Genomic DNA, 24,498 nt, shown 5'->3' on the forward strand with positions numbered 1-24,498 from the left:
AGACATGTTCTTTACCGATTTAATAGGTAATTGCGAAACTCAAAAGAATCGAACAATTGTTGCTTTGATGTCAGTTTTCACAAACAATTTTGTAACGTCGAGGCGGACATCTCGGAGAGTGTCCGACGTAGAGTGTAAAAATTGTTTCGTGTAAGCTGGCAGCGAAGCTCACGATAGTTTCGTAATCACCTATTTAAAATAATCTATTCGATTGTTTGCTTTTTTGACAATTAGTGGATTCTTCTGTCATATCTTTTGCTTTTGTATTATAATAACATAGTTATGCCACTATTTTCGACTAAATATTTTATGCGATTCTTAATAAAGAAATGCAAAGGAGCTGATTCTATGGAAAAATCTGAAAATAAAACCACTTCCTACTTTAAGGCAGATTCAAGTGCCCAACACATTACTGAAGCTAATCACCGAGAAAGAATTCTGACGATCCGGGAGGAACGTTATCGGATTATCCTGGAACAAACCGATGATATTCTTTACGAATGGAATTTTACGTCAAATAAGATTCATTATTCAGACCAGTACAAGCAAAAATTTGGTTACGAACCTCCTGAAAATAGTCTTGCCCCCTTATTTATCTCACAGATTATTCACCCCGAAGATTTATCCAGCTATAACAACTGGGTTCTGAATACCTATTTATCAGAGAAAAAAAGCAGCCTCGAATACCGTCAAAAAAAAGCCGACGACACTTATCTTTGGGTTCGTATTCAATCAAGCCCTGTTTTTTCAGAAACTGGCATTGTCTATAAAGCTGTTGGCCTGATCGATGACATTGATCTGGAAAAACGAAGGCTCAATGCTTTGGAAATAAAAGTTCAATTGGATCCGCTTACGAAGCTTTATAACAAGGTGACCACTCAGGAGCTTATTGATGATTATCTAGAAAACAACCCCCTGAATGTTCATGCGTTACTCATGATTGACATTGACGATTTTAAATCTGTAAACGATAATTTAGGCCATATATTTGGTGATGTGGTACTCACGGAAATTTCCACCAAGATTAAAAAGCTCTTTCGCGCAGCGGACATTGTTGGCCGAATTGGCGGGGATGAATTTGTGGTCTTTCTAAAAGATATTCATACCAAAGCTTTGATTAAAGAAAAAGCCGAAGAAATCTGCGCTGTTTTCAGACAAACCTTTAGCGGTGTCAATAAAGACTACTCCATATCCGGTAGTATCGGTATTGCCCTTTACAACGATCAGGGCAACACCTTTTCCGAGCTTTACGGTCATGCGGACACCGCCCTTTATTATGCCAAAAAGCTGGGCAAAGATCAATTCTCTTTTTATGATGAAATCGAAACCATGCGTCTTAATATGCCGCTACCTAAACGGCAAGACACCACCATCGATTCTGATGAGACCTACCAGCATTTTGAAATTCATAGCTACTTATTTAATATCCTGTATCAATCCCGAGATATAAAAATCAGCATTGACCTCATTCTCGCACTTATCGGCGACCGCTTTAATGTCAGTCGGTGCTATTTTTTAAAAAACGCCCCGGACGATCATAGCTTTTCGGATATTTACGAATGGTGCGGCCAAAGTGCAACACCGGCAAAGGAAGCTTTTCATCACTTATCCTTTGAACATTTTAAAGCCTATTATAATCAATTCAATGAAAATGCTATCTTTTATTGTGCGGATATTAACGCTTTAGATCCCGATCTTTCTCTTTTTATGGAATCCCAGCAGATTGTCTCCACCCTCCAGGTTGCCATTATCGCCAAGAACAGCCTCAAGGGTTTTATCGGCTTTGACCAATGCGACACCAACCGGCTGTGGACCCAACAGGAAATTGAAACCATTTCCTATGTCGGAAAACTCATCGCCACCTTCTTATTAATCATTCCCCTTGTTCCGGATCAGCAATAAAAAAGCAAAACGAATGTTAAAAATCCCCAGTCTTCCAAAATGAAGACTGGGGATTTTTACTTTAAGTAAATTAAAAAGTGAGTCCTGGCTGACCGGTGTTATCTAGACGGTTACGAAGCCGACTTTTTCTCTGGCTTTGGCAAGAGTTTTCCAGGCCATCATGGATGCCTTTTCGGCATGGGTACGCATGATCTGATTCAGATAATCGGTTTCCTTTAGTAATCGCTGGTAGTCCTTTTGAACAGGCAGCAGGCTTTCTGCCACGGCTTCGCCAACGGTCTTTTTAAAATCGCCATACCCTTTACCCGCAAATTCTGCGGTAATCGCTTCAAGGCTGTTTTCGGTTGCACAGGCATAAATTTCCATTAGGTTGGAAACCCCGGGTTTATTTTCCCGGTCGTGATGGACATCCATTTCCGAATCGGTAACTGCCCGTTTAAATTTTTTCACAATGCTTTTGGGGTCATCCAGCAATGAAATAAAACCGTTGGTATTTTCGTCGGACTTGGACATTTTTCTGGTGGGATCCTGGAGGCTCATAATCCGGGCTCCGGATTCTCCGAAATACGCTTCGGGGACTTTAAAGGTCTCACCGAACTGCTGGTTAAAGCGGATGGCTATATCTCTGGCTAACTCCACATGCTGACGCTGATCATTGCCAACCGGTACTAAATCGGTTTGATACAGCAAAATATCCGCAGCCATTAATACCGGATAATCAAAAAGACCGACGCGAATATTTTCTCCCTGTTTCTGAGATTTATCTTTAAACTGGGTCATTCGGCTTAGTTCGCCCATGTAGGTGCAGCAGTTTAAGATCCAGGTTAGTTCACAATGTTCGGGAACCATGGACTGAACATACAGGATCGATTTTTCCGGGTCGATGCCCAGGGCCATGAGCAGGGCGATGGACTCATAGGTCCGTCGTCGCAGTTCCTCGGGATTTTGGGGCATGGTGATGGCATGGAGATCCACCACACAAAAAACGCTCCGGTAATCCTCCTGAAGATTGACCCAGTTTCTCATTGCTCCAAAATAATTGCCGATGGTAAAGGTTCCGGATGGCTGGATGCCACTGTATACTATTTTTTTTACCGGTGTTTCCATTGTCTTCTCCTCTTTTCTCTATGCTAAATGTTTAGTTCTGTCATTTCCAGGCTATTGCAGTTGAGTTCTAGCTCGTTGATCATTGTTTCAAAGATGTCATAGTCTGCGGTGGTGAGGATCTGGGTGGTGCCCATTGATTCTCTGGAATTGAAAAAATCGGTTTCCTGGAGGTGCTTTTCCAATTGGCGGACCAATCCATCTGCTGGATTAATCAGATTCAGTTCGGGATACATCTGCCTGATGGTTCCGGCGACGATGGGAAAATGGGTGCAGCCCAGGAGCAGATCTTCGATGATGACCCCTCTTTTGAGGCCCTTTAAGAGGATGGGCTCCACGGCTTCCCGAATATTGCTTTTTAAGATTTGCAGATCGCCCTGGCCATCGTTAATGACTTTTCCCAAGGTATGGGTTCCCTGGGCAATGTATTCAATCTGGGTGTTCCAAAGGTCCAGTTCTTTTTCATATCCTCTGTTTTTGACCGTAGCGGTGGTGGCAATCAATCCCACCAATCCCAGATCACGACAGGAAATTGTTTCCTGTACGCCTGCTTCGATAACGCTGAACACGGGAACCTTTGACGTAAATTCTGAAATAATGGATGACAGGGTATTGCAGGCAAGAACCACCGCCTTAGCCCCCTGCTCTTCCAAATTTTTAATAATTGCATTGCCAAGACGAATCAATTCGTCATTTTCTCTTTCGCCATAGGGCATCCGCTTGGAATCCCCAAAATAAAGGTAGTTTTCATTGGGCAGTCGCATTTGAAGCTCTTTTAAAACTGTAAAACCGCCGATGCCCGAATCAATGAGACCAATAGGTCCACTTTTTTGCATGTTTTTCACTTCTTTCCTGATTAGTCCCGGAACACAATTCCGTTTTCTTCGCTCATTTCGTCAACAATTGCAAGGGATTCCAATGCAATGCCTTCTTCGCGAAGGAGTGCTCCGCCATTCTGGAAACCTTTTTCAATGGCGATACCAACACCAACAAGTGTGGCGCCAGCCTGTTTAATCACATCCATCAATGCTTCAACGGCTTTTCCGTTTGCCAGAAAATCGTCAATAATGAGGACGCGATCATTTTCATTTAAATATTGTTTAGAAACCATAATTTTATAGGACTGTTGTTTTGTATAGGAATATACATCACTGGAATAAATATCACTATCTAAATTTAATGAAACATATTTTTTTCCAAAAACAACCGGGCAATAATCAAAATACCGTGCCGTACTGGTTGCAATGGCAATTCCTGATGTTTCAATGGTTAATATCTTATTGATGCCCTGGCCGGCAAATCGCTTTGCAAAAGCTTTACCCATTTCTTCGAAAAGTGCCACATCCAACTGGTGATTTAAAAATGAATCCACTTTTAAGATCCCCTGGCCTTTGACGTGTCCTTCTTTTCGTATCTTTTCTTTTAACAACTCCATCTGTATCTCCTTTTACGCTAATTTTTATATTATAACATACTCCCCATGTTTTTAAATAAAAAAAAGCCGAGAATTTCTGCTCAGCTTAAGTTTGTATAACCGTCCTGGGGACAATGGTAATTCGTTGTCCCCAGGACTCACTTTTCTATTTTCTCCAAAATAAGAGGCGGAAATTGCTTTCCGCCTCTGGTTTTGATCTATTCTTTTTCTTTTTGAGCGGCGGCTACAACTTTTTCGGAAATAGTGGCCGGGGCTTCTTCGTAACGGACAAATTCCATTGTGAATTCGCCTCTGGCCTGGGTCATGGACCGCAGTTCGGTGGCGTATTTAAACATTTCTGCCAGGGGTACTTCTGCCAGAATTTGCTGTTTTCCGGCTGATATGGAATTCATTCCCATAATCCGACCGCGTTTTTTGTTTAAGTCGCCCATAATATCGCCCATGTATTCTTCGGGAATAATAATGTCGACGTGATAAATTGGTTCAAGAAGTGTTGGTGTTGCTTCCTTCATGCCTTTTCGATAGGCTTGGGTAGCCGCCATTTTAAAGGACATTTCATCGGAATCCACGGCGTGGTAGGAACCATCAAAAAGGGTGGCTTTAACCCCGGTTACGGGATAACCTGCTAAAACACCTTCGATCATACAAGTTTCCAGACCTTTTTCAACGGCGGGAATAAAGTTACGGGGAACGGATCCGCCAACAACTTTATCAACAAATAAAAATGGATCGTTGGGTGTATCACCCGGTTCAAAATCGATATATACGTGTCCAAACTGTCCACTTCCACCAGATTGTTTTTTATGTTTGCCTTCGGCGGTTGCTTTCTTTTTAATGGTTTCACGATAGGGTATCTTCATGGGTACCAGGTTGACTTCAACCCCGAATTTTTGTTTGAGCTTTTGAGAAATAATTTCAAGATGCATTTCTCCCAGGCCTGAAACCAGGGTCTGTTTAGTCTCCTTGTTTCGGGACACGGTCATGGTCGGATCTTCTTCAACCAGGCGATGCAGACCGGTGGCCAATTTATCGATATCTGCCTTGGTTTTAGGTTCTATGGCCATGGATATAATTGGCTTCGGCAATTCAATTTTATCATAAATAATGGGTGCTTTACTGATGCATAAGGTATCTCCGGTTACTGTTTCACTTAATTTTGAAAAGGCACCAATATCCCCTGCTTCCAGTTTTTCCACTTCAATTTGCTTATTGCCACGAAGCACATAAATGTGATTGGCTTTTTCTCTGATTTCTCGTGAAGCATTATAAATTTCTATGGAATGATCCAAAACTCCGGACATCACTTTGAAAATTGATAATTTGCCCACGTATGGGTCAGCGATGGTTTTAAATACCAATGCTGAAAATGGCTCTGTATTGGAACACTCTCTGTCAATTTCTTTTAAGTCCCGTGGGTCTTTCCCGATTTCCGACTTGCCTTCCCCTGGGGATGGTAAGTATTCAATGATCATATTTTCCAAGGTTTCAACGCCGATGTTTTGAACGGCTGAAGTACAAAGAACTGGTATCAGGTCCCCTTGTATGACGCCAAGGCGAATGCCCTGATGGATCTCATCGCGGGTGAGTTCTTCTCCTTCAAAGTATTTTTCCATGAGACTTTCACTGGTTTGAGCGACAGATTCCATAATCATATCACGAAATGGCTCCAAATCGGCTTTCATTTCATCAGGTACAACTACGTCAAAACAACGATTCTCTTTACGTTCGCTACCTGTCATATCAACGATATTAACTACGCCGTGCATTTCCTCGCCTTCGCCCATGGGTAATTCAAAAGGTACTACCTTGTTTCCAAAGGTAACTTTTAACTGATCCATTACTTTGGCAAAGGTCGCATTTTCCCGGTCCATTTTATTAACAACGATAAATGCCGGAACATCAGCTTTTTCCAGTAATTCAATGGCTTTTTCGGTACCGACCTGTACCCCTGAAAGCGCATCAACGACAATGACCACGGCGTCAGCTACGCGAAGAGCGGCGTATGCATCCCCAATAAAATCAAAATAGCCGGGTACATCGATAATATTTATCTTATGCCCACCAAATTCCAGCGGAACAATGGAAGAAGAAATTGAAAATTTTCGTCTTTTTTCTTCCGGATCAAAATCAGACAAGGTATTTCCCTCATCGATTTTTCCCATTCGATCAATAGCACCTGCGTTGAATGCCAACGCTTCAGTCAGGGTCGTTTTACCACTTCCCCCATGGCCCAGAATAAGAATGTTGCGGATATTTTTTGTTGGATACGTTTTCATGCTCTTTCCCCTCGCTTATTTTGCCAATGCGAAATTGGTTTTATTTAGTCGTAATGCTATTTTATAATATTTTCATGAAATAATCCACTAAAAGATTAACAAAATAAACATCGTTGTCCAAATGCAGGCGTCGTTCCCACTTATAAATCCTCTTTAATTTTTTCCATGACCCTTTTTTCAATGCGTGAAACAGTCATTTGCGATTTATTGATAATCATAGCAACTTCCTTCTGAGTTTTTTCTCTGAAAAAACGTTGCTCGACGATGATTTTTTCAAGGGGGTTAAGAGCCTCAATCTTTCTTTTCAACAGATCAATATTTTCTACATTCTGGATATTATTATCCGGTGTTCCCAGTAAATCCATTAAACAAACTTCTTTTCCATCTCCGCCACTTTCATACTCCATTGACAAAGACTTGGGATAATACGCAAAATTGCTTTCCATCGACTTGATGATACTTTCTTCGGAAATTTCCAGGTGGAGGGCAATTTCCGAAATTGTTGGTGTTCGCATGTTCTTATGCTCCAGCATTGTCCGAGTCTGATTGACTTCGCGGTTCAACTCCTGAATTTTTCTGGGAATACGAATCAGCCACTCACGATCGCGATAATGGCGTTTAATTTCACCAATGATGGTTGGGGTGGCAAAGGTATCAAACTCATAACCCCTGGAAGTGTCAAAGCGATCTACGGCATACATGAGACCTAAACAGGCCACCTGAAAAACATCCTCGTTGTCTCCGTTTTTATGTCCGTATTTTCTGGAAAGAATCTTGGGAATATAAAGATAGTTTTCAATTAATTGATCCCGTATGTCCCGATCTCTTGTTTCTTCATATTCGACAAACAATTTTTTAGCTTCTTCTTTACTAATTTTGTTTTCACATTTCATATGTACTCTGTGGATTCTTTATCATGAAGATAGCGGTATCCACTCCCTCTTTACTCGCATTTTCAACTGCAGCCATTTTCGATGGAATGATCAGTCTTTTAGCGCTCACATATTCTTGCCCAGTTCGAACGATTAATTTAGTTTTATCCATTTTCATCCCTCTTTTCCATCATACTTTGATTACAAAAAATCCGGCCCCTATTGGGCTAATTGTAGAATAAATTAGAGTCACCAAAAAAACACCACAGTTAATTTGTACTGTCTGGTATTTCTTTGTTTTGTGTCCCAATTTTTCAAGATATTTTTTACCAATGTAGCACTTTTATCCGGTCTGATAACTTGGAAAAACCTGTGTTAAATAGCTTATTATTCCTTTCAATGCCATCTTAAGCTTATTTGTTTCTTTTTGATCTTCTGTCTTGACTTACTGTAATTTCCTGATCGAATATATAACGTTGATGCTATTCTACAATATTTTCTGGAAATAATCCACTAAAATATTTGCAAAAACGGCTATTGACACACAAGTAACAATCTTTATTCGTTTCAAAAATATAAATACCTGTGTGTCAATGTGATTGAAAGTTATGTTTCAGTGCAGAAAAAAAATGACCACTTTGAATAAAGTGATCATTTTCTTAAATAGTAGTTTATAAAAACTATATTTTCTGTTACATTTTATACACAGTTGGTAGATTCTTAACCATGGTAATCGAAGTGCCGATTCCTTTTTCACTGACAATTTCAACGTTATCCATTAAGGATTTAATAATAAAAAGACCAAAGCCACTTCCCAATGGGTCGCCAATATTATCAGGTCGTTTTAATAGCATATCGGGTTCAAATCCCTCGCCGGTATCCTTCACCGTGATCGTCAAATCCTTTTCGCCGACACTATAGGTTAAATCATAAGTTGTCTCAGTGGTCATACTGAAGCTAATGGCATTTGCACAAGCTTCTGATACAGCCACTTTCAGATCTTCGACATCACCTATTGAAAAACCCATGTTATTCGCTACGGAGGCGATGGTCAATCTTGCCAGACTCACATAATCGTGCTTTGTCGGCAGACTCAATTCAATCCTGTTCATTTACGCTCCTTTTTTTATAATAAAATATTTAAAAAACAATTCAAATCCAATGCGGAAAATCACCACAATTAGGCATAATCGTATTACATCACACCTACTCAAAAACGCAGCATAACTGGTATTATCCCAACTGGTTAGTAAGAGCATTTGCCCCTTTCTTTGACCAATGCAGAATAAATTTTACCGGTTTTGACACATTCAAACATCGTATTTGAATTTTATTAATTTTCTGATGCTATTTTATAACATTTTAGATAAAAAATCTACTAAAATATTATGAAATTTATTTCTTTTACGAAATTATGTGCGAGCTTAAAGTCTTTGTTTTTCAGGAATTTCCATCAGGCAATTGCGATTGCAACACGTTTATTCATTGTCTCGCAAAATGATGCATTTGGAAGATCCATGCAACTGCTATCATCAGATGACAGCTTCTTAACCATGGTGATGGCTGTGCCAACGCCATTTTTACTCGCAATTTCAACGGTATCCATTAGTGTTCGGATCATAAAAAGACCAAAGCCACTTCCTAATGAGTCTTCATTTTCGCCGGGTAATTTCACCAGATCAGGCTCAAAACCCACACCGGTATCCGTCACCGTGATTGTCAGCTCCTGTTCACCAACACCGTAGCTTAATTCGTAAGTTGCTTCAGGCAATACGCAATAGCTAATGGCATTTGTACAGGCCTCTGATACAGCCACTTTCAAATCTTCCACGTCTCCAATGGAAAACCCCATGCTGCTCGCCACCGATGCAATGGTGAGTCTTGCCAGACTCACATATTCCTGGTTTGCCGGCAATACCAATTTAATTCTTTCCATTTCTTTCCTCTTTCATTTTTTTCTATTATTTAAATTAATTTTAAAAACAAAATATCAATTGTTTTTACGATTCTCTGTAAAATTACGTAAAGATGCCAGGACTTCCAGCACCTTTGAAGGTTTAATTTCATTACATTGTATTAAAATAAACTTGTTTTATACAAGTATTTTTAGAAAATTTATTATATTCAGCTGCTATTTTACACTATTTTTTATGAATAATCCACTAAAATATTAGCGATATTTAATTTATTTTTGTATTTAAAAAATTATTCCTTGATTTTAATCATTCTTTACGCATTTACATATCTTTTTTCTATTTCGGAAACAATCATTTCAATTTTTGAATAAAAAACAGCACTTCGTCTGGTATTTTCCCCTTAAAAAGAGTTACTTTGTTGTAAACACATGTATGTATTGTTGAGCATAATAAATGAATTCATTAACACAAATGTAGTCTTTAGTCGCATTTAAACTCTTTCGTTATTTTTTCCATAAAAATCTTTTCGATGCGTGAGACGGTCATTTGAGATTTTCGAATCATAAAGGCGACTTCTTTCTGGGTTCTTTCATGAAAATAACGCTGTTCAAATATGAATTTTTCAATGACATTAAGTCGCTTGAATTTTTTCTTTAAGAAATCGATATTCTCTACGTTCTCCAAATTATCATCCGGCTTACCGAGTAAATCCATTAAGGTAAGGGCGTTATCATCTATGCCATTATCATATTCCATTGATAGGGACTTTGGATAATACGCATTACTGCTTTCGATGGATTCGATAATTCTTTCTTCTGAAATATCCAGATAACCGGCGATTTCTGAAATCAATGGCGATCGCATGAGCTGTTGTTCGAGTTTGGCCCGTGCCTGATTAACTTTTCGATTTAGCTCCTGAACGCTTCTGGGAATTCGAATCAAAAAATCATAATCCCGATAGTAGTGTTTAATCTCCCCGACAATGGTGGGTGTGGCAAAGGTGTCAAACTGATAACCCCTGGTTGCGTCATATCGTTCCACTGCATACAGCAGACCTAAACATGCTACCTGGAAAATATCTTCATCATCGCCATTGTTTCGACCATATTTTCTGGAAAGAACTTTGGGTATATACATATAATTTTCAAATAATTTATCTCTTATTTCTTTGTCTTGGGTACTTTTGTAGTTGGCAAATAATGCCATTGCATCCTTTTTACTAATCGTACTTTCGTATCTCATGGGCACGTCCTTTGTAATCAACTTTACATTTTTGCGAATGCGTTTCAATAAATTATCAAACACTTTTTGATGATGCTGTTATTCTACAACATTCCAGAGAATTAATCCAGTAAAAAAAAACGATCGCTGTTAATAAACAGCGTTCGTGAAAATTTGTTGACAAACCAGTCCAAGGGACAATGGAAATATCAGTAGTCTGTTCGCGCATGCAGCAGACTACGATTTACTATTGTCCTCTAGGACTTACTTTTCAGGTTTGTCACAATGCATTGTCTTCAACCTCAAACAGAGACCCTTTCCCTATTTATCAACAGGTAGGGTCTTAACCATAGTGATGGTTGTGCCCAGTCCCTTTTTACTTGTGATTTCAACGGTATCCATTAGTGTTTTGATAATAAAAAGACCAAATCCACTACCTGCCGGATCATCACTTTCCCCGGGCAATTTTACGGTATCAGGTTCAAAACCCAGGCCCTTATCCGTCACAGTGATGGTTAATTCCTTTATCCCAACAAAAAACGATAATTCATAAGTTGCTTCAGGATCGGTGTTATGGCTGATTGCATTGGTGCATGCTTCAGTTAATGCCACTTTCAGATCTTCCACGTCCCCAATGGAAAAACCCATATTATTTGCCAATGATGCAATGGTCAGCCTTGCCAGAATTACATATTTCTGGTCGGCCGGCAATGTTAATTTAATTCTGTCCATTTTTATCCCTCTTTCTTATGATTCCTTAATTGAAATATTGAGACCGTAAAACAAATTATACTCACCGAAAAAGATCACACGAATAGAAAAAATGCCGCAAATCCCAGATGCTTCTGGATTCTGTAGCATTTTTGAACTGTGCTAAGATCTCTAACAATAGAAATATTTCTTCTGCTCATTTAATGCTAGTCTTATCTTATAGCATTTTAATGAAATATGCTATCAAAAGATTAAATAAATGAACATTTATGTTTAATAAAGAATCAAAGTATTAAAGGTCTTCTTTGAGTTTTTCCATGACCTTCTTCTCAATACGGGAGACAGTCATCTGCGATTTGTTAATCAGCAAAGCAACTTCCTTTTGGGTTTTTTCTCTGAAAAAGCGTTGCTCCACGATGATTTTTTCAATGGGATTCAGGGCCTGAATTTTTTTCTTCAACATATCAATGTTTTCAACGTTCTCCATATTATAATCCGGCGTTCCCAATAAATCCATCAAACTGACCTGTTTGCCCTCTCCGGTATTTTCATATTCCATGGATAATGATTTTGGATAATAGGCATTATTACTTTCCATGGACTTGATAATGTTTTCTTCGGAAATTTCAAGTTCATTGGCAATTTCTGTAATCGTGGGCGAGCGCATCAGCTGATGTTCAAGCATCGTTCGGGTCTGATTGACCTCCCGATTCAGATCCTGAATTTTTCTGGGAATGCGAATCAACCACTCACGATCTCGATAGTGCCGTTTAATTTCACCAACAATGGTGGGTGTGGCAAAGGTGTCAAACTCATAGCCCCTGGTTGTATCAAAACGATTTACCGCATACATCAGGCCTAAACACGCCACCTGGAAAATATCTTCATTGTCACCATTTTTGTGCCCATATTTTCTGGAAAGAATTTTGGGAATATAAAGGTAATTTTCAATTAATCGATCTCTTAGCTCCCGATCCCGGGTTTTTTCATATTCAACAAATAATTCCCTGGCCTTTTCCTTACTGAACTTTCTTTCATATCTCATTGGAAATTGCCCGGTTTTCAATCATTGTGATACAGGTTTCTACTCCCTTTTCACTTACAATTTCAATTGCAGCTAGCATCGATGCAACGGTCAGTCTTGAGTGATTCACATATTTTTGGCTTGTTGATTGGATCAATTTTAGATTATCCATTTCATCCCTTTTTTATTAAACTCTGATCACAAAAAATTCGGACCCAACAATGGTGATTGCCATCATTGGGCCTAAAGCTTATTATTAAGGCCAACTACCTTATTTTGCTTTTTTATTCCTGAAATCAAAGGATTTTAACCGACTTAGTAAATTGGCAAGGATTGTAATCGTACTTACCAGTGGATCAATAACATCCTGTTTTATGGTGCTGACTGATTGTTCAACTTCATTCACCATAAGGCTGGCCTTATCTACCACATTAGCCGAGGATTTCGTAATTTCATCGGCATTGGACATAATACTTCTGAGAACCAGACGGTTGTCCTCCATCAGCTTTGTGGTCGTATCTAAGGTCAATGACAGACTTTTAAATAACTTCACTAAATAGACAGAGCCAATAATGAAAGCTATTCCTACTAAAAAAATACCTAGCTCCCATAAGCTAAAATCAAGTGTGATCATACATTGCTCCCGGCTGGACTATCCTCAGATTTTTCAGCTGCTGCTTTGGCTTCTTCCTCTTTTTTAATCTCTTCCAGTTCTTCGTCTAAGATTGAGAGATCTTCACTCACTTCGTCTTGAATTTCCTGAATTTTACTTTCAATCTGATTTTTATATTGACCGATGCGCTCGGTCATTTGTTCCTGGATATCCTGGAATTGTTCTTTCAGGTTTTCGCTATATTCCATAGCCTGATCATAAACATTGCCAAGTGTTTCTTCGGTTCCTTCGACAATTTTTTTGCGTGTTTCATCGCCTGATGCAGGTGCAAGTAGAAGACCAAGAACGCCTCCAACAATGGTTCCTAAAAAGATTCCACCAACAAAATACAACTTGTTACTGCTCATAATAAACTCCTCCATTTTTAATGATAATTTTCTATTCCCTTATTGTACCCTAAAAATACTTAAATTAACAGATTCTTTGTTTGTTTTTCCGAGTTTTTATTGACTTTTTTTGCGCCTTTTTCTGCTATTCGCCGAATTTATTATTGATCAGTTCGACTAATGCATCAACTGCAGCGGCTTCATCTTCGCCTTCGGCTTTTATTTGGACGGTGGTTCCCTGGGAAATTCCGCCTGCCATAATACCCATAATGCTTTTGGCATTAATGGAATTTTCTTCTTTAATTACAAAAATTTTAGATTTGAATTTTCCTGCTGTTTGCACAAACATAGATGCTGGCCGAGCGTGAAGACCTGTTGCATTTAATACTGTTACTTCTTTTATTACCATAATAATTTTCTCCTTATGATCCTGTGATCAAATATTTATTTTAAGTTTCTTCATGGACTCAAGAACGTGATCCACCACTGCTTCGCCTGTTTCCAGGTTAAGGGCTTCGTTTGCAATAACCCTGGCGTCTTCATAACGAACGCTGCGAATTATCTTTTTTATCTGTGGGATGGCGATGGCACTCATGCTGAATTCATCAAGGCCTAAACCTAAAAGAATAATGGCGGCAATAGGATCCCCTGACATTTCACCACACATGCCGGTAAAAAGTCCCGGTGCATTATTGGATGCCTGGATAACCTGTTTAACCAGACGCAGAATTGCCGGATTAAAGGGATCGTAAAGGTAGGATACCTCCTGGTTCATACGATCCACCGCCATGGTATACTGGCAAAGATCGTTGGTGCCAATACTAAAGAAATCAACTTCTTTGGCAATAATATCCGCGGTAATGGCTGCCGAGGGAATTTCAATCATAACCCCGACTTTAACATCCTTGTCGTAGGGAATGCCTGATTCTTCCAATTCCTTCATACATTCTTTTAGAATGACCTTTGCCTGTCTGACTTCAGTCACCGATGAAACCATTGGGAACATAATATGGGCATGACCATAAACACTGGCTCTCAGGATTGCCCGCAGCTGAATTTTAAAGAGTGCCACTTCTTTAAAGCACAACCTTATTGCCCGTAATCCCAGAAATGGATTAAGTTCATCATCCATTGGTAAATAAGGCAGTTTTTTATCGCCGCCAATATCCAGAGTACGAATAATAACCGGACCATCGGGAAAGGCTTCCAATACGGATCGATAAGCCGCCAATTGTTTGTCTTCCCCGGGCATTGTCTCGCTGTTCATGTATAAAAATTCGGTGCGGTAAAGACCAACCCCAACGCCGCCGTTTTTAAGAACGCCGATGACATCACCCGGTTCCCCAATATTTCCAACCAGCTCAACCTTATGTCCATCCAGGGTAATCGCATCCAAGTCTTTTAATCCTTCTAATTCCTTTAGATGTGCCTGATATGCAAGTAATTCCTCTTCAGCGGATTTTATTTGACTGGCATCCGGGTTTATCGTCACAATGCCTTTTAATCCATCTACAATGACCATATCCCCGGTGCTCACGGTTTCTGTGATATCTGTTAAACCAAGTACTGCCGGAATTTCAAGGCTGCGGGCCATAATAGCCGTATGGGAAGTTCTACTGCCAATATTGGTTGCAAATCCCTTCACCTTTTTTTTGTCCATCTGAGCTGTATCTGATGGCGTAAGATCATCCGCAATGATAATAACATTTTCGCTGAGTTTGGATAAATCCGCCAGTACTACACCTAAAATATTGTGAAGTACCCGGGTTCCCACATCTTTAATATCAGCAGCTCTGGCGCTGAAATATGGATCATCCATCTCATCGAAAATTAGAAAAAAACGATGGGTAACGATTTTAACAGCATAGGCGGCACAAAATTTGTGATCATTAATTTCTGCTTCAACACTCTCCACAAATTCAGGATCCTCAAGAATCATGGCATGGGCTGCAAAAATAGCGCCATCTTCTTCCCCGAGTTCACTAACAGCCTTTATTTGAATTTTTTCCAATTGTTCCTGACTTTGTTTAAGTGCCAGATGAAATTTTTTTATTTCGACCGCGCTGTCTTCATGTTTAGCCTGGCTCACTTCAACAACCACTTTTTCATAAACAAGGGCTTTTGCAATGGCGATGCCAGGTGATGCAATGATTCCTTCTTTTATAAACATATCGATTATCTCCTTTTGTAAGGGTTTGGTAGGCAATTGCGAAAGTTCGACGAGCTTCGCTGCCTGTCTCTATAAAACAATTTTTCCACTATACGGCGAACAGTTCATTGAACTGTTCGCCTATACGTTACAAAATTGTTTATAGAGACAGACATCAAAGCAATTAAGTTTTGGTTTTTAGTCTTACAATTGCTGTGGGTTTAACTATATGGTATTTCTTCCTTCAAAGGCTTTGATCAGGGTGATTTCGTCGGTGTATTCAAGGTCGGCACCGATGGGGATGCCTTTGGCCAGACGGGTTACCTTAACACCTAATGGTTTAATCAGATTTCCCAGATACATGGCCGTGGCTTCGCCTTCAACCGTGGCGTTGGTTGCCATGATGACTTCCTGGATATCGTTTTCGCCAATCCGCAATAACAGCTCCCGGGCTTTTATATCTTGGGGGCCGATACCTTCTAGAGGTGAAATGGCACCGTGTAGCACATGGTAAAGACCATTGTACTCCCGGGTTTTTTCCACGGCAAAAATATCCCGGCTATTCTGAACCACACAAATTGTTTGTTGATCCCGGTTGGGATTTCCGCAAATATCGCAAATGTCCTTATCTGTAATGCTGAAACATTTTTCACATAGGATTATCTTTGTTTTTGCAGTTGTCAGTGCTTCGGTAAGACTGCTAATTTCTTCTTCCGATAAATTAATAATGTGAAACGCGAGACGCTGGGCTGTTTTTTCGCCAATCCCCGGGAGTTTTCCCAGTTCTAAGACCAAACGTTCCAGAGCCTTTGGATAGTAACCCATCGTTTTTAAATCAGTCCTGGAATGTTCATGCCGCCGGTGACTTTGCCCATTTCAGAATTAACCATTTCCTCAGCTTTTGTCAAGGCTTCATTCACTGCTGCCAGAATAAGATCTTCCAGCATTTCAATATCATCCTCATCAATCACCTCTGGATCGATTTTTACGGACAAAAGCGTCTTCTTGCCGGTAACGACAACCTTAACGGCACCGCCTCCGGCAGTTGCTTCAACTTCTTTTTCTTCAAGCTCTGCCTGAACCTTTGCCATATCCTGTTGCATCTTTTGAACTTGTTTCATCATATTGTTCATATTTCCACCACCCATTCCACCGGGCATTTTTCGTTTAGCCATAATTTCCTCCTATATGTTTTACATTTAATCTTAATAACCAGAATATTATAACATTAAATCCAGGTTTTTATCACTATCTTTTTTCGTCTATTTTTCTTTGCATTCATCGACTTCAACGATCGTGATTTCATCATTATTAATTATCCGTCGGGTTTTCTCGATCATATCCAAATCGCCAAAGTTTTCTTCTTCAAGCTTAATGGAAACAGTGATCTTTTTTCCTGTTGCTTCAGTAAGAACGGTCTCAAATGTTTGTACCAGCTCCGGTTTATTCACAAAATGAAAAAAGTTTTGATTCTCAGTTGAAAAAGTTAGGATCAGATGATCCTCTCCCTGTAAGTTCGGTTCACCGCGTTTTAAAAACATGGCCTGGGCAGAATTCGTTTTTCCGATATCATCACATAATTTTTTAAACAATTTCATCTCGTCGTGTTTTGTGAATTTATTTGTTTTTTCTATTGCTGTTACCGCTGCTGTTTCGTTGATTGGCTGCTTTATTTCAGGCTTTGCTTCCAAAACCATGGGTACTTCTTTATCTGCGGTTTCAAAATATGCCGTATTTTTTTCATTAATTTCAGGGGACTCAAGTCCCGAAACTTCTGGCATTGTTTCAATGCTTTTGTTGATCGGCTCGTTTATTTCAGTTTTAGGAATGGATACCGCTTTTTTTCGATCCGCCGGCATAATTATCGTTTGCTCATAGACAACGTCATCTTTAAGACACAATCTTAAAAATGCCATTTCAACAATGATGCTTTGGAGGGTGCTGTATTTTAATTTGTTCTTCTCTTCAATAAGATGACTAATCATTTTATAAAGCCGGTTAAATGCCAAAGTCTCTGCCAATGCATTGAAATCCTGATAGTCCTCCGGAGTGCACCCTAAAATTTCAACGGCAGTTTCTCCGGCAGTTTTTGTGATCAACACTCCGCGAATGCATTCGATCACCTGGTCCATAAGTAGAATGCTGTCTTTACCCCGCGTTACCATTTCTCTGAGACACAAAAGGACACCGGCACTGTCTCCTGCGGAAATTTTTTTCACTAAATTATGGATACCAGATTTATCTGCCATTCCGGTGAAATCCAAAAGGTCCACCATGGAAACATGACCTTCGCTGTCCTTTAAATCCACAATCTGATCGAGGAGACTCAGGGCATCACGCATTGAATTTTCGCCCCGGACCGCAATGAAATCCAGCGCCTGGGATTCCATGGTAATGTTTAAGTCTTGACAGATCTTTTCCATTTGACCGATGATCAAGGCCTTTGGAATCGGTCGTATTTCATAGCGCTGACACCGGGAAAGAATGGTTGCCGGGCATTTATTGGGCTCGGTGGTTGCCAGGATAAACACCACATGTTCAGGAGGTTCCTCCAATGTTTTGAGAAGGGCATTAAAGGCTTCCTTGGTGAGCATGTGTACCTCATCTATAATATACACCTTGTAACGGCCAACGGTGGGTGGGTATTTAACTTTTTCCCTTATTTCCCGAATTTCATCCACACCGCGATTGGAGGCTCCATCAATCTCAATAATGTCCATCACACCGGAGCGATCGATATTAATACAGATTTCACAGGTATTACAGGGGTTACCATCTATACCGTTGGGACAGTTAATTGCCTTTGCAAATATTTTTGCCAATGATGTTTTCCCGGTACCGCGAATTCCAGAAAAAAGGTAAGCATGGCCAACGCGATTGTACTGGATTTGGTTTTTTAGTATTCGGGTAATGCTCTCCTGTCCAATAACCTCGTCAAAGGTTTTGGGACGGTATTTTCGATAAAGTGCTAAATATGCCATATGAGCCTCTCTTATTCTAGTTGTGGTTAATTCATTGGTAGTTAGTATTTAATTCCTACTGTCGGTTTCGAATCATTTTTGCAACATCTTAGACAAACATCGCGTTAGTGTCCGACGCTGAGTGGTAGAATTGTTTCATATAAACCGACCGCATGTAAGCTATTTATTTAAAATCAGCTATATTTGTTTTTACTGTATTAATTATATTACAACCCGTATTATTTGTATAGTTTATACCATAATAAAAAAAGAAGTCCTTTAATAAAAAGAGGACTTCAAAATTATGCGTTTTATAAAAGATGGAAAGGCAGATCTTTTTCTTTTTTCGCCTGTCTTTTTTTGTCTTTTTCAATCCGTGTCTGTTGTCGTTTTTCAGAAAGTTCCGCCCGGATTTGTTTTTCTCTGGCAATGGCTTTTTCCATGGCCCGTGAAGTTGCATCTTCCAATGCTTTTGCTTTTTCCCTTAAGTCACGTCGAATCTGTACTTCTTTGTCCAGTCTGTTTTTTTCACGTTCCTGAGCTTCTTTTTCTCGCATCAATTTGGCTTCGGCCAGGGCCAGTTCTTCGAGTCGCTTCTTTTCTTCGGCCTCTGCCAGGTTCCGAGCCTTCGTTTCTGCGCGTTTTTTTGCTGCTAATTGTTTTTTTTCTTCGGCTTCAGCTTCTTTTTTTGCTGCTTCAATGGCTTCCTCTGCTTCCTTCTTTTTTTGTGCTTCTTTTTTTGCTAATGCTTCGGCTTCGATCTTTTCTTTTTCTTCCCGAATTCTATTTTCTAAATTTTGGGCATCCACTTTGGCTTTTTCTCTGGCTTTTTCAGCAATATCTTTAGCTCGGGCAGTAACTTCTCTGGCCTTAGCTTTGGCTGCGGCTGCGGCTACTGCTAAATCAGCACGTTCTTTTTCTTTTATTGCTTCTGCGGCGGCTTCATGCTGAGCTTTGGCCTTTGCCGCGGCTTCCTGGTCGGCTTTAGCTACAGCTTCCTGTTGGGCTTTGGCTTTTACTGCAGCAGCTTCCTGATCTGCTTTTGCTTTGGCTTCCTGCTGGGCTTTGGCCTTTGCTGCGGCCTCCTGGTCAGCCTCTACTTTGGCCTTAGCTGCAGCTTCTTGATCGGCCTTTGCTTTGGCTTTTACTGCTGCTTCCTGGTCGGCCTTTGCTTTGGTCTTAGCGGCGGCTTCCTGCTGGACTTTGGCCTTGGCGGCAGCTTCCTGGTCTACTTTTAACTTGGCTTTAGCATCCGCACTCTTTTTTATTTCGGCTGAATTTTCTTCGTTCTTTTCTTCTTCTCCTTTTATGACTTTTCCGACTTTTTTAATAAAATCATCAATTTTTCCCACTTCTTCATTCCCCACTTCACTTGTATTCATCTCATCTTGTGTATTCAGAGTAACCGTCTCTTTTGTTAATTGTGATTTAGGTTTGCTTTTACGAGCCATAACGACCTCCTTATTTTATGAAATCAATGTTCTATTTTTTATAAATGGCCTTGGAGCATTTATAAAAAATAGAAACTATTGTATAAAAAACAAATGACCGAAGCCATTTGTTTTCTACACAATTAAATTTGTTGCTCTGTTTAAAACAGAATTTTCTTAATATCCTTGTGGGGTGACGCGATAATTGAGTAACTTGTAATAAGTCCTCCTTCTATCATCTGTGCCTTTGCCGTTTCAATGGCTGTTTTAACTGAAGAAATTTCACCGGTTATTAATACAAAGCCTTTACCACCCAAGCCTCTTGCAATTCGAATCTCAACAATTTGCACATTTGAAGCTTTTATACAAATGTCGGCAATTCGAACTGAAGAAATTGCATTAATAGTTTCTACGATCCCAAGTGCTTTTAGTTCACTTATTTCACCAACGCCTAACATGGCAGGTAAAACATCGGGATGAATATTCGGTAAAAGTTCAGTCTCCAGCACATAGATGCCACCAATACGTTCTCCATTTTTAAGTGAAGCTTCGACAGCGTCCACATCACCGGAAATAATACTGACATATTTTCCCGGACAGAGTGGTGATGCCATCATCAGCTCAACATTACCGGATTTGAGCATTTCATCAGTGGATTCTATACCCTTTGGAATGCTCTTAAATTCCATAAAACCTACTGCTTTTTTCAAAATACCACTTCCTTCTATACTGTGAATGCATTTAATCGAAAATCATCTTTCTGACTATCCTAAAATCAGTCCACCCAATACAACAAAGTTGATTGTCTGCATAATAAAGATTGTGCAGGCAGGAGGGTCAATATGAGTATCTGCGAAACTGTTGAATGTTTTAGCAGCCCATTCGCCAATGAATGCAGTAATCATACCTGTAATCGCACCGCCGATAATGGCAGCAAAAGGATTCAGTGTGGCAGAGAAAAGAATCACTGCTGTTGAACCCGCTGGCAGGACAATATGATGCCAGCCTTCAAATGCATGGCCACACATAATGAGGATCAGGGAAATTGCAGCCACTGCAAAACCGAGAACCGGCAGCAATGAGAACATGTAAGCAGCTTCGGCTACGCCGTCCACTAAACCAAGTGTTCCCAATTTGGCGGCAATGCCACCAATAAGAATACCAATACCAAAACCGTAGGTCAGAATAAATCCTAACCGGCTACCGGTTGACACCCATTGACGTTTTTCGCCGGCCGGTGTTTTTCCGGTGAGGCCTGTTTTACCAAAGACTAAACGAACGATAATAGCAGAAATAACAACGGTAAAGGCAACGGTGTCGGTCCAACCGGCTGCGCCATCACCAAGAATACCATTGAATAACACTGGTCCGATAACTGGTCCAACAACATATTGGATCAGGAAACCGATCATCCCAAAAATACCACCGACGATTAATACCATTGGATCGCCGAATTTTACAAGTGGCGTGACAATATCCTGACCATTTTCAATATGATTTCGTGTCATTGCAAACGCAGCACCGGCGACAGCACCAGCAAATGAAATATGTGGTCCGAACCAGGAACCAAAACTAATAATACTGATTGCCGGTGCTCCGGCAGCACCACCCATAACGGCGGCAAAAACGGTTAAACCGGTGAATACAAAGGCGGTGATCCCACCAAAAAATGTGGCGAGTAAGCCACCCCCAAATGCGGCGATTAACATTGTAAAGTCCATAATATCCCCCTTTTAAATATGTATTTAGGACCGGATAGTGATTTTTTCACCATCCACGGCAATTACCTTGCCGCTGATACTTGCAAAAACTCTTGCACTTAGTTTCCCTTCGGGTATTTCACCGATGAGTTGCCCTCTTTCCACGGTATCGCCAACATTAACAATCGCCATTGCAGGTGCACCTATATGTTGTGACAATAATAGGTTGACTTCAGTAAATGTTTTGTTCGTTTCAACCATTGGCGCCGGAAGATCATACTTCTCGAGTCCCAATCGTTTTACTAAACGGTGAACATCAAACTGTTTGACTGCTCTGTAAGCTTCTACTTCAGTTGGAACGTTGTGGTGAGGGTTTTTTATCCCTTTGCTTCCAAGTTCTCGTTTCAGCATGCTATTGAACTTCCAAGGTTGTAAGTCCATTACACATGCATATTGACATAAGCCACATTCACAGCATAGGAAAGCGTTTGTAGCTTGAGTGGTCACATCATTGGTTGAACCGTAGGCTGCAATACGCATCAGTTTATGCGGTTCCAAATTATGTCCTATTCCGTAACGCGGACATAGTTCGGTACAATAATTACATTGCATGCATGCCATCCCGGCCATTCGCATTGATTCCTTGACAGATTTTGTTTTGGAAAGAATAAGCGAATGATCTTTTGCCAACACGATCAACCCTTTGGTTGTTTTAGTGACGAATGAATCAACATCCACTATTTTTCCCATCATCGGGCCACCATTAATAACGACAAAATCGTCAATGGTGGTTCCGCCTGCCAATTCCAAGGCTTCACGAACGGTAATTCCCAAGGGAACTTTTGTCGTGATCATGTTTCTTACCTCTCCGGTAATGGTGAGATAAGAATCAACCAGAGGTTTATTTTCGGCCAATATATCATAAATATTAATAAGTGTTTCCACATTTATGACCAAAGTACCTACATTTAATGGGATTCCACCTTCTGGTACAATCCGTTTTGTAGTCTCATAAACTAGGACCTGCTCATCTCCGGCAGGGTAGAAATTCTTTAATTCATAAATTCTAATTGATGGGAATTTCGGCAGTTCTTTGTTTATGGCTTGAATAGCATCTGTATATTTCTTTTTAATACCTATAATACCTTCTTTGGCGGCTGTTTGATCCATAACGGCCTGGAGCGCTGTTAACATCTTAACAGTCTCCAATGCCATTAATTGTTGATCAACTCGCAATAAAGGTTCGCATTCCGCGCCATTGACAATAACGGTGTCAACAGTGGAATTTATTTTGACATGGGTCGGAAACCCTGCCCCACCGGCACCAACGATGCCGGCGCTTTGTACTAATTCTACTAAATTTGCGCTCATGAACAACACCTCTATTATTTAATCGTAAATCCTCCTACTAAAACACATCTTCGTTTTCGCGTAAATGTCTTAGCGGATGTTAGTCCTTCGCCGGTTGGTCCGGCGATGGTAAAGGTTGTATAGCCTTCTCCACCAACACCGATTCCTGCATAGGAAGGTCCGTTTTTAACAAAAATAGTGGTTTGCACTCTTTTTGCCATTTCGGTCAGGTTATTAATATTTGTCGAGTGCATAACAGCAGTATGTCGGTTGCCATTTTCTAAACAAACTGCAAGCTCAATACCTTCGGCAATATTTTTAACTCGAACAACGGGGAGAATCGGCATCATTAATTCTTCAACCGCAAAAATGTGATTGCAGCTTGTTTCCATAATAATAACACGTACGGATGGATCTGCTTCAATACCTATGCCCTTTAAGATTGTTTTAGCATCTCTTCCAACATAGTCCCGACTAAGGCGACCTTCCGGAATGACCAAATCTTCAAGTTCTTTGATTTTTGCAGCATCTTTTAGTTCGTAAGCTCCATTTTTCTTCATGTTGAAAATGAGATAATCTGCTACCTGTTCCACAACGACAACTTCTTTTTCGGCAATACAGGGAAGGTTGTTGTCGAAGCAGCATCCATCAATAATATCTTTTGCGGCTTTTTCGATATCGGCGGTTTCGTCAACCAAAGCAGGTGGATTTCCGGCGCCGGCACCGATGGCTTTTTTACCACTCATTAATACTTGTTTTACTACTCCAGGACCACCGGTTGCACACAGCATGGTGATTTTATCACTGGTAAACATAACATTCGCACTATCAATGGTTGGGTTAGCCGTGGTAACAATTAAGTTTTCCGGGCCGCCTGCTGCGATAATGGCTTTGTTTAATAGTTTAACTGTGAGCGCACTGGTTTTTTTAGCACTCGGATGCGGAGCAAAAACAACGGTATTGCCACCGGCAAGCATGCCGATGCCATTACTGATTACTGTTTCGCTGGGGTTGGTTGATGGTGATACCGAACCGATCACCCCAAAAGGTGATTGTTCCATTAATGTCAATCCATCATCTCCGGTAAATGCTTCAGCCACAAGATCTTCTACCCCGGGTGTTTTTGTTGCTGCCAACTCATGTTTTATAAGCTTATGTTCGTAATTCCCCATGCCTGTTTCTTCAACAGCCATTTGACAGATTACTTCCATATTTTCTTTCTTTAGCATTTCGGCTCTCATTGCAGCAATAATTTTGCTTCTAAATGCCATGGTTTGTCTCATATATGTTTTTTGGGCAATATATGCTGCATCGATAGCGTTGTTCATATCGTTAAATACGCCATATTCACCGTCTTTGACTGGCCAACCTTTTTCTTCGACACAATCAATTTCGGCCATAACTTTTTTAACAATATATTCAATACCTGTGGTATCAATATTCATATTA

25 protein-coding genes are annotated in these 24,498 nt (G+C 40.2%); 1 reads left to right on the top strand and 24 read right to left on the bottom strand.

The window, feature by feature from the left end; genetic code table 11:
• Positions 1 to 348 precede the first annotated feature (348 nt).
• Positions 349 to 1,902, top strand: coding sequence for a diguanylate cyclase domain-containing protein (locus tag AKG39_RS11940; RefSeq protein WP_050740634.1), 1,554 nt, complete (start codon positions 349 to 351; stop codon positions 1,900 to 1,902).
• A gap of 102 nt (positions 1,903 to 2,004) precedes the next feature.
• On the opposite strand, the gene trpS is transcribed toward AKG39_RS11940, so the two are convergent.
• The 24 genes from trpS to AKG39_RS12050 form a co-directional block, all read right to left on the bottom strand.
• Positions 2,005 to 3,009: a tryptophan--tRNA ligase gene (gene trpS / locus AKG39_RS11945; protein ID WP_050740635.1), complete on the bottom strand. Its 1,005-nt coding sequence runs from the start codon at positions 3,007 to 3,009 to the stop codon at positions 2,005 to 2,007.
• 23 nt (positions 3,010 to 3,032) lie between these two features.
• Positions 3,033 to 3,842, bottom strand: coding sequence for a glutamate racemase (locus tag AKG39_RS11950; protein WP_050740636.1), 810 nt, complete (start codon positions 3,840 to 3,842; stop codon positions 3,033 to 3,035).
• 20 nt (positions 3,843 to 3,862) lie between these two features.
• A complete protein-coding gene (locus AKG39_RS11955) occupies positions 3,863 to 4,441 on the bottom strand; it encodes a xanthine phosphoribosyltransferase (RefSeq protein WP_050740637.1) in 579 nt (192 codons plus the stop codon).
• Between the two features lie 197 nt (positions 4,442 to 4,638).
• Complete coding sequence (fusA, locus tag AKG39_RS11960; RefSeq protein ID WP_050740638.1) at positions 4,639 to 6,717, bottom strand: elongation factor G; 2,079 nt, start codon at positions 6,715 to 6,717, stop codon at positions 4,639 to 4,641.
• Positions 6,718 to 6,857: 140 nt separating this feature from the next.
• The gene (locus AKG39_RS11965; protein WP_050740639.1) at positions 6,858 to 7,610 is read right to left on the bottom strand and encodes a SigB/SigF/SigG family RNA polymerase sigma factor; all 753 of its coding nucleotides are present in this window, start codon (positions 7,608 to 7,610) and stop codon (positions 6,858 to 6,860) included.
• Complete coding sequence (locus AKG39_RS20075) at positions 7,600 to 7,761, bottom strand: hypothetical protein (RefSeq protein ID WP_160316180.1); 162 nt, start codon at positions 7,759 to 7,761, stop codon at positions 7,600 to 7,602. Before AKG39_RS20075 ends, AKG39_RS11965 begins: the two co-directional genes overlap by 11 nt.
• 520 nt (positions 7,762 to 8,281) lie before the next feature.
• Entirely contained in the window at positions 8,282 to 8,701 is a 420-nt protein-coding gene (locus tag AKG39_RS11970; RefSeq protein ID WP_050740640.1) for an ATP-binding protein, read from the bottom strand.
• Positions 8,702 to 9,042: 341 nt separating this feature from the next.
• Positions 9,043 to 9,525 carry an ATP-binding protein gene (locus AKG39_RS11975; RefSeq protein ID WP_083439527.1) on the bottom strand — a complete coding sequence of 161 codons (483 nt, stop codon included), beginning with the start codon at positions 9,523 to 9,525 and terminating at the stop codon, positions 9,043 to 9,045.
• A 460-nt stretch (positions 9,526 to 9,985) separates the two neighbouring features.
• On the bottom strand, positions 9,986 to 10,747 hold the full coding sequence (locus tag AKG39_RS11980) for a sigma-70 family RNA polymerase sigma factor (RefSeq protein WP_050740641.1): 762 nt from the start codon (positions 10,745 to 10,747) through the stop codon (positions 9,986 to 9,988).
• Between the two features lie 300 nt (positions 10,748 to 11,047).
• Positions 11,048 to 11,458 (bottom strand): ATP-binding protein, encoded by a 411-nt coding sequence (locus AKG39_RS11985; protein ID WP_050740642.1) that lies wholly within the window; start codon positions 11,456 to 11,458, stop codon positions 11,048 to 11,050.
• Between the two features lie 271 nt (positions 11,459 to 11,729).
• On the bottom strand, positions 11,730 to 12,482 hold the full coding sequence (locus AKG39_RS11990) for a SigB/SigF/SigG family RNA polymerase sigma factor (RefSeq protein WP_050740643.1): 753 nt from the start codon (positions 12,480 to 12,482) through the stop codon (positions 11,730 to 11,732).
• Positions 12,472 to 12,633 carry a hypothetical protein gene (locus AKG39_RS20080; protein WP_160316181.1) on the bottom strand — a complete coding sequence of 54 codons (162 nt, stop codon included), beginning with the start codon at positions 12,631 to 12,633 and terminating at the stop codon, positions 12,472 to 12,474. Before AKG39_RS20080 ends, AKG39_RS11990 begins: the two co-directional genes overlap by 11 nt.
• A 99-nt stretch (positions 12,634 to 12,732) precedes the next feature.
• Positions 12,733 to 13,014 (bottom strand): hypothetical protein, encoded by a 282-nt coding sequence (locus tag AKG39_RS11995; protein ID WP_126981231.1) that lies wholly within the window; start codon positions 13,012 to 13,014, stop codon positions 12,733 to 12,735.
• A 77-nt stretch (positions 13,015 to 13,091) separates the two neighbouring features.
• Positions 13,092 to 13,481 (bottom strand): YtxH domain-containing protein, encoded by a 390-nt coding sequence (locus tag AKG39_RS12000; RefSeq protein WP_050740645.1) that lies wholly within the window; start codon positions 13,479 to 13,481, stop codon positions 13,092 to 13,094.
• A 124-nt stretch (positions 13,482 to 13,605) separates the two neighbouring features.
• Complete coding sequence (locus tag AKG39_RS12005) at positions 13,606 to 13,869, bottom strand: HPr family phosphocarrier protein (RefSeq protein WP_050740646.1); 264 nt, start codon at positions 13,867 to 13,869, stop codon at positions 13,606 to 13,608.
• A 27-nt stretch (positions 13,870 to 13,896) separates the two neighbouring features.
• On the bottom strand, positions 13,897 to 15,630 hold the full coding sequence (gene ptsP / locus AKG39_RS12010; protein WP_201780279.1) for a phosphoenolpyruvate--protein phosphotransferase: 1,734 nt from the start codon (positions 15,628 to 15,630) through the stop codon (positions 13,897 to 13,899).
• A 204-nt stretch (positions 15,631 to 15,834) separates the two neighbouring features.
• On the bottom strand, positions 15,835 to 16,434 hold the full coding sequence (gene recR / locus AKG39_RS12015) for a recombination mediator RecR (RefSeq protein WP_050740647.1): 600 nt from the start codon (positions 16,432 to 16,434) through the stop codon (positions 15,835 to 15,837).
• Between the two features lie 5 nt (positions 16,435 to 16,439).
• Positions 16,440 to 16,784, bottom strand: a complete 345-nt coding sequence (locus tag AKG39_RS12020) for a YbaB/EbfC family nucleoid-associated protein (RefSeq protein ID WP_050740648.1) — start codon at positions 16,782 to 16,784, stop codon at positions 16,440 to 16,442.
• Positions 16,785 to 16,871: 87 nt separating this feature from the next.
• On the bottom strand, positions 16,872 to 18,590 hold the full coding sequence (gene dnaX, locus AKG39_RS12025) for a DNA polymerase III subunit gamma/tau (protein WP_050740649.1): 1,719 nt from the start codon (positions 18,588 to 18,590) through the stop codon (positions 16,872 to 16,874).
• Positions 18,591 to 18,880: 290 nt separating this feature from the next.
• Positions 18,881 to 20,020 (bottom strand): hypothetical protein, encoded by a 1,140-nt coding sequence (locus tag AKG39_RS12030; RefSeq protein ID WP_050740650.1) that lies wholly within the window; start codon positions 20,018 to 20,020, stop codon positions 18,881 to 18,883.
• A 140-nt stretch (positions 20,021 to 20,160) separates the two neighbouring features.
• Complete coding sequence (locus AKG39_RS12035) at positions 20,161 to 20,709, bottom strand: BMC domain-containing protein (RefSeq protein ID WP_050740651.1); 549 nt, start codon at positions 20,707 to 20,709, stop codon at positions 20,161 to 20,163.
• 54 nt (positions 20,710 to 20,763) lie between these two features.
• Positions 20,764 to 21,720: a DUF7973 family transport facilitator gene (locus tag AKG39_RS12040; protein WP_050740652.1), complete on the bottom strand. Its 957-nt coding sequence runs from the start codon at positions 21,718 to 21,720 to the stop codon at positions 20,764 to 20,766.
• A 24-nt stretch (positions 21,721 to 21,744) separates the two neighbouring features.
• Positions 21,745 to 23,070 carry a 4Fe-4S dicluster domain-containing protein gene (locus AKG39_RS12045; RefSeq protein WP_050740653.1) on the bottom strand — a complete coding sequence of 442 codons (1,326 nt, stop codon included), beginning with the start codon at positions 23,068 to 23,070 and terminating at the stop codon, positions 21,745 to 21,747.
• Positions 23,071 to 23,084: 14 nt separating this feature from the next.
• Positions 23,085 to 24,494, bottom strand: a complete 1,410-nt coding sequence (locus AKG39_RS12050) for an aldehyde dehydrogenase family protein (RefSeq protein ID WP_083439528.1) — start codon at positions 24,492 to 24,494, stop codon at positions 23,085 to 23,087.
• Positions 24,495 to 24,498: the final 4 nt, after the last annotated feature.

Source organism: Acetobacterium bakii (assembly GCF_001263355.1).
Lineage (GTDB): Bacteria > Bacillota > Clostridia > Eubacteriales > Eubacteriaceae > Acetobacterium > Acetobacterium bakii.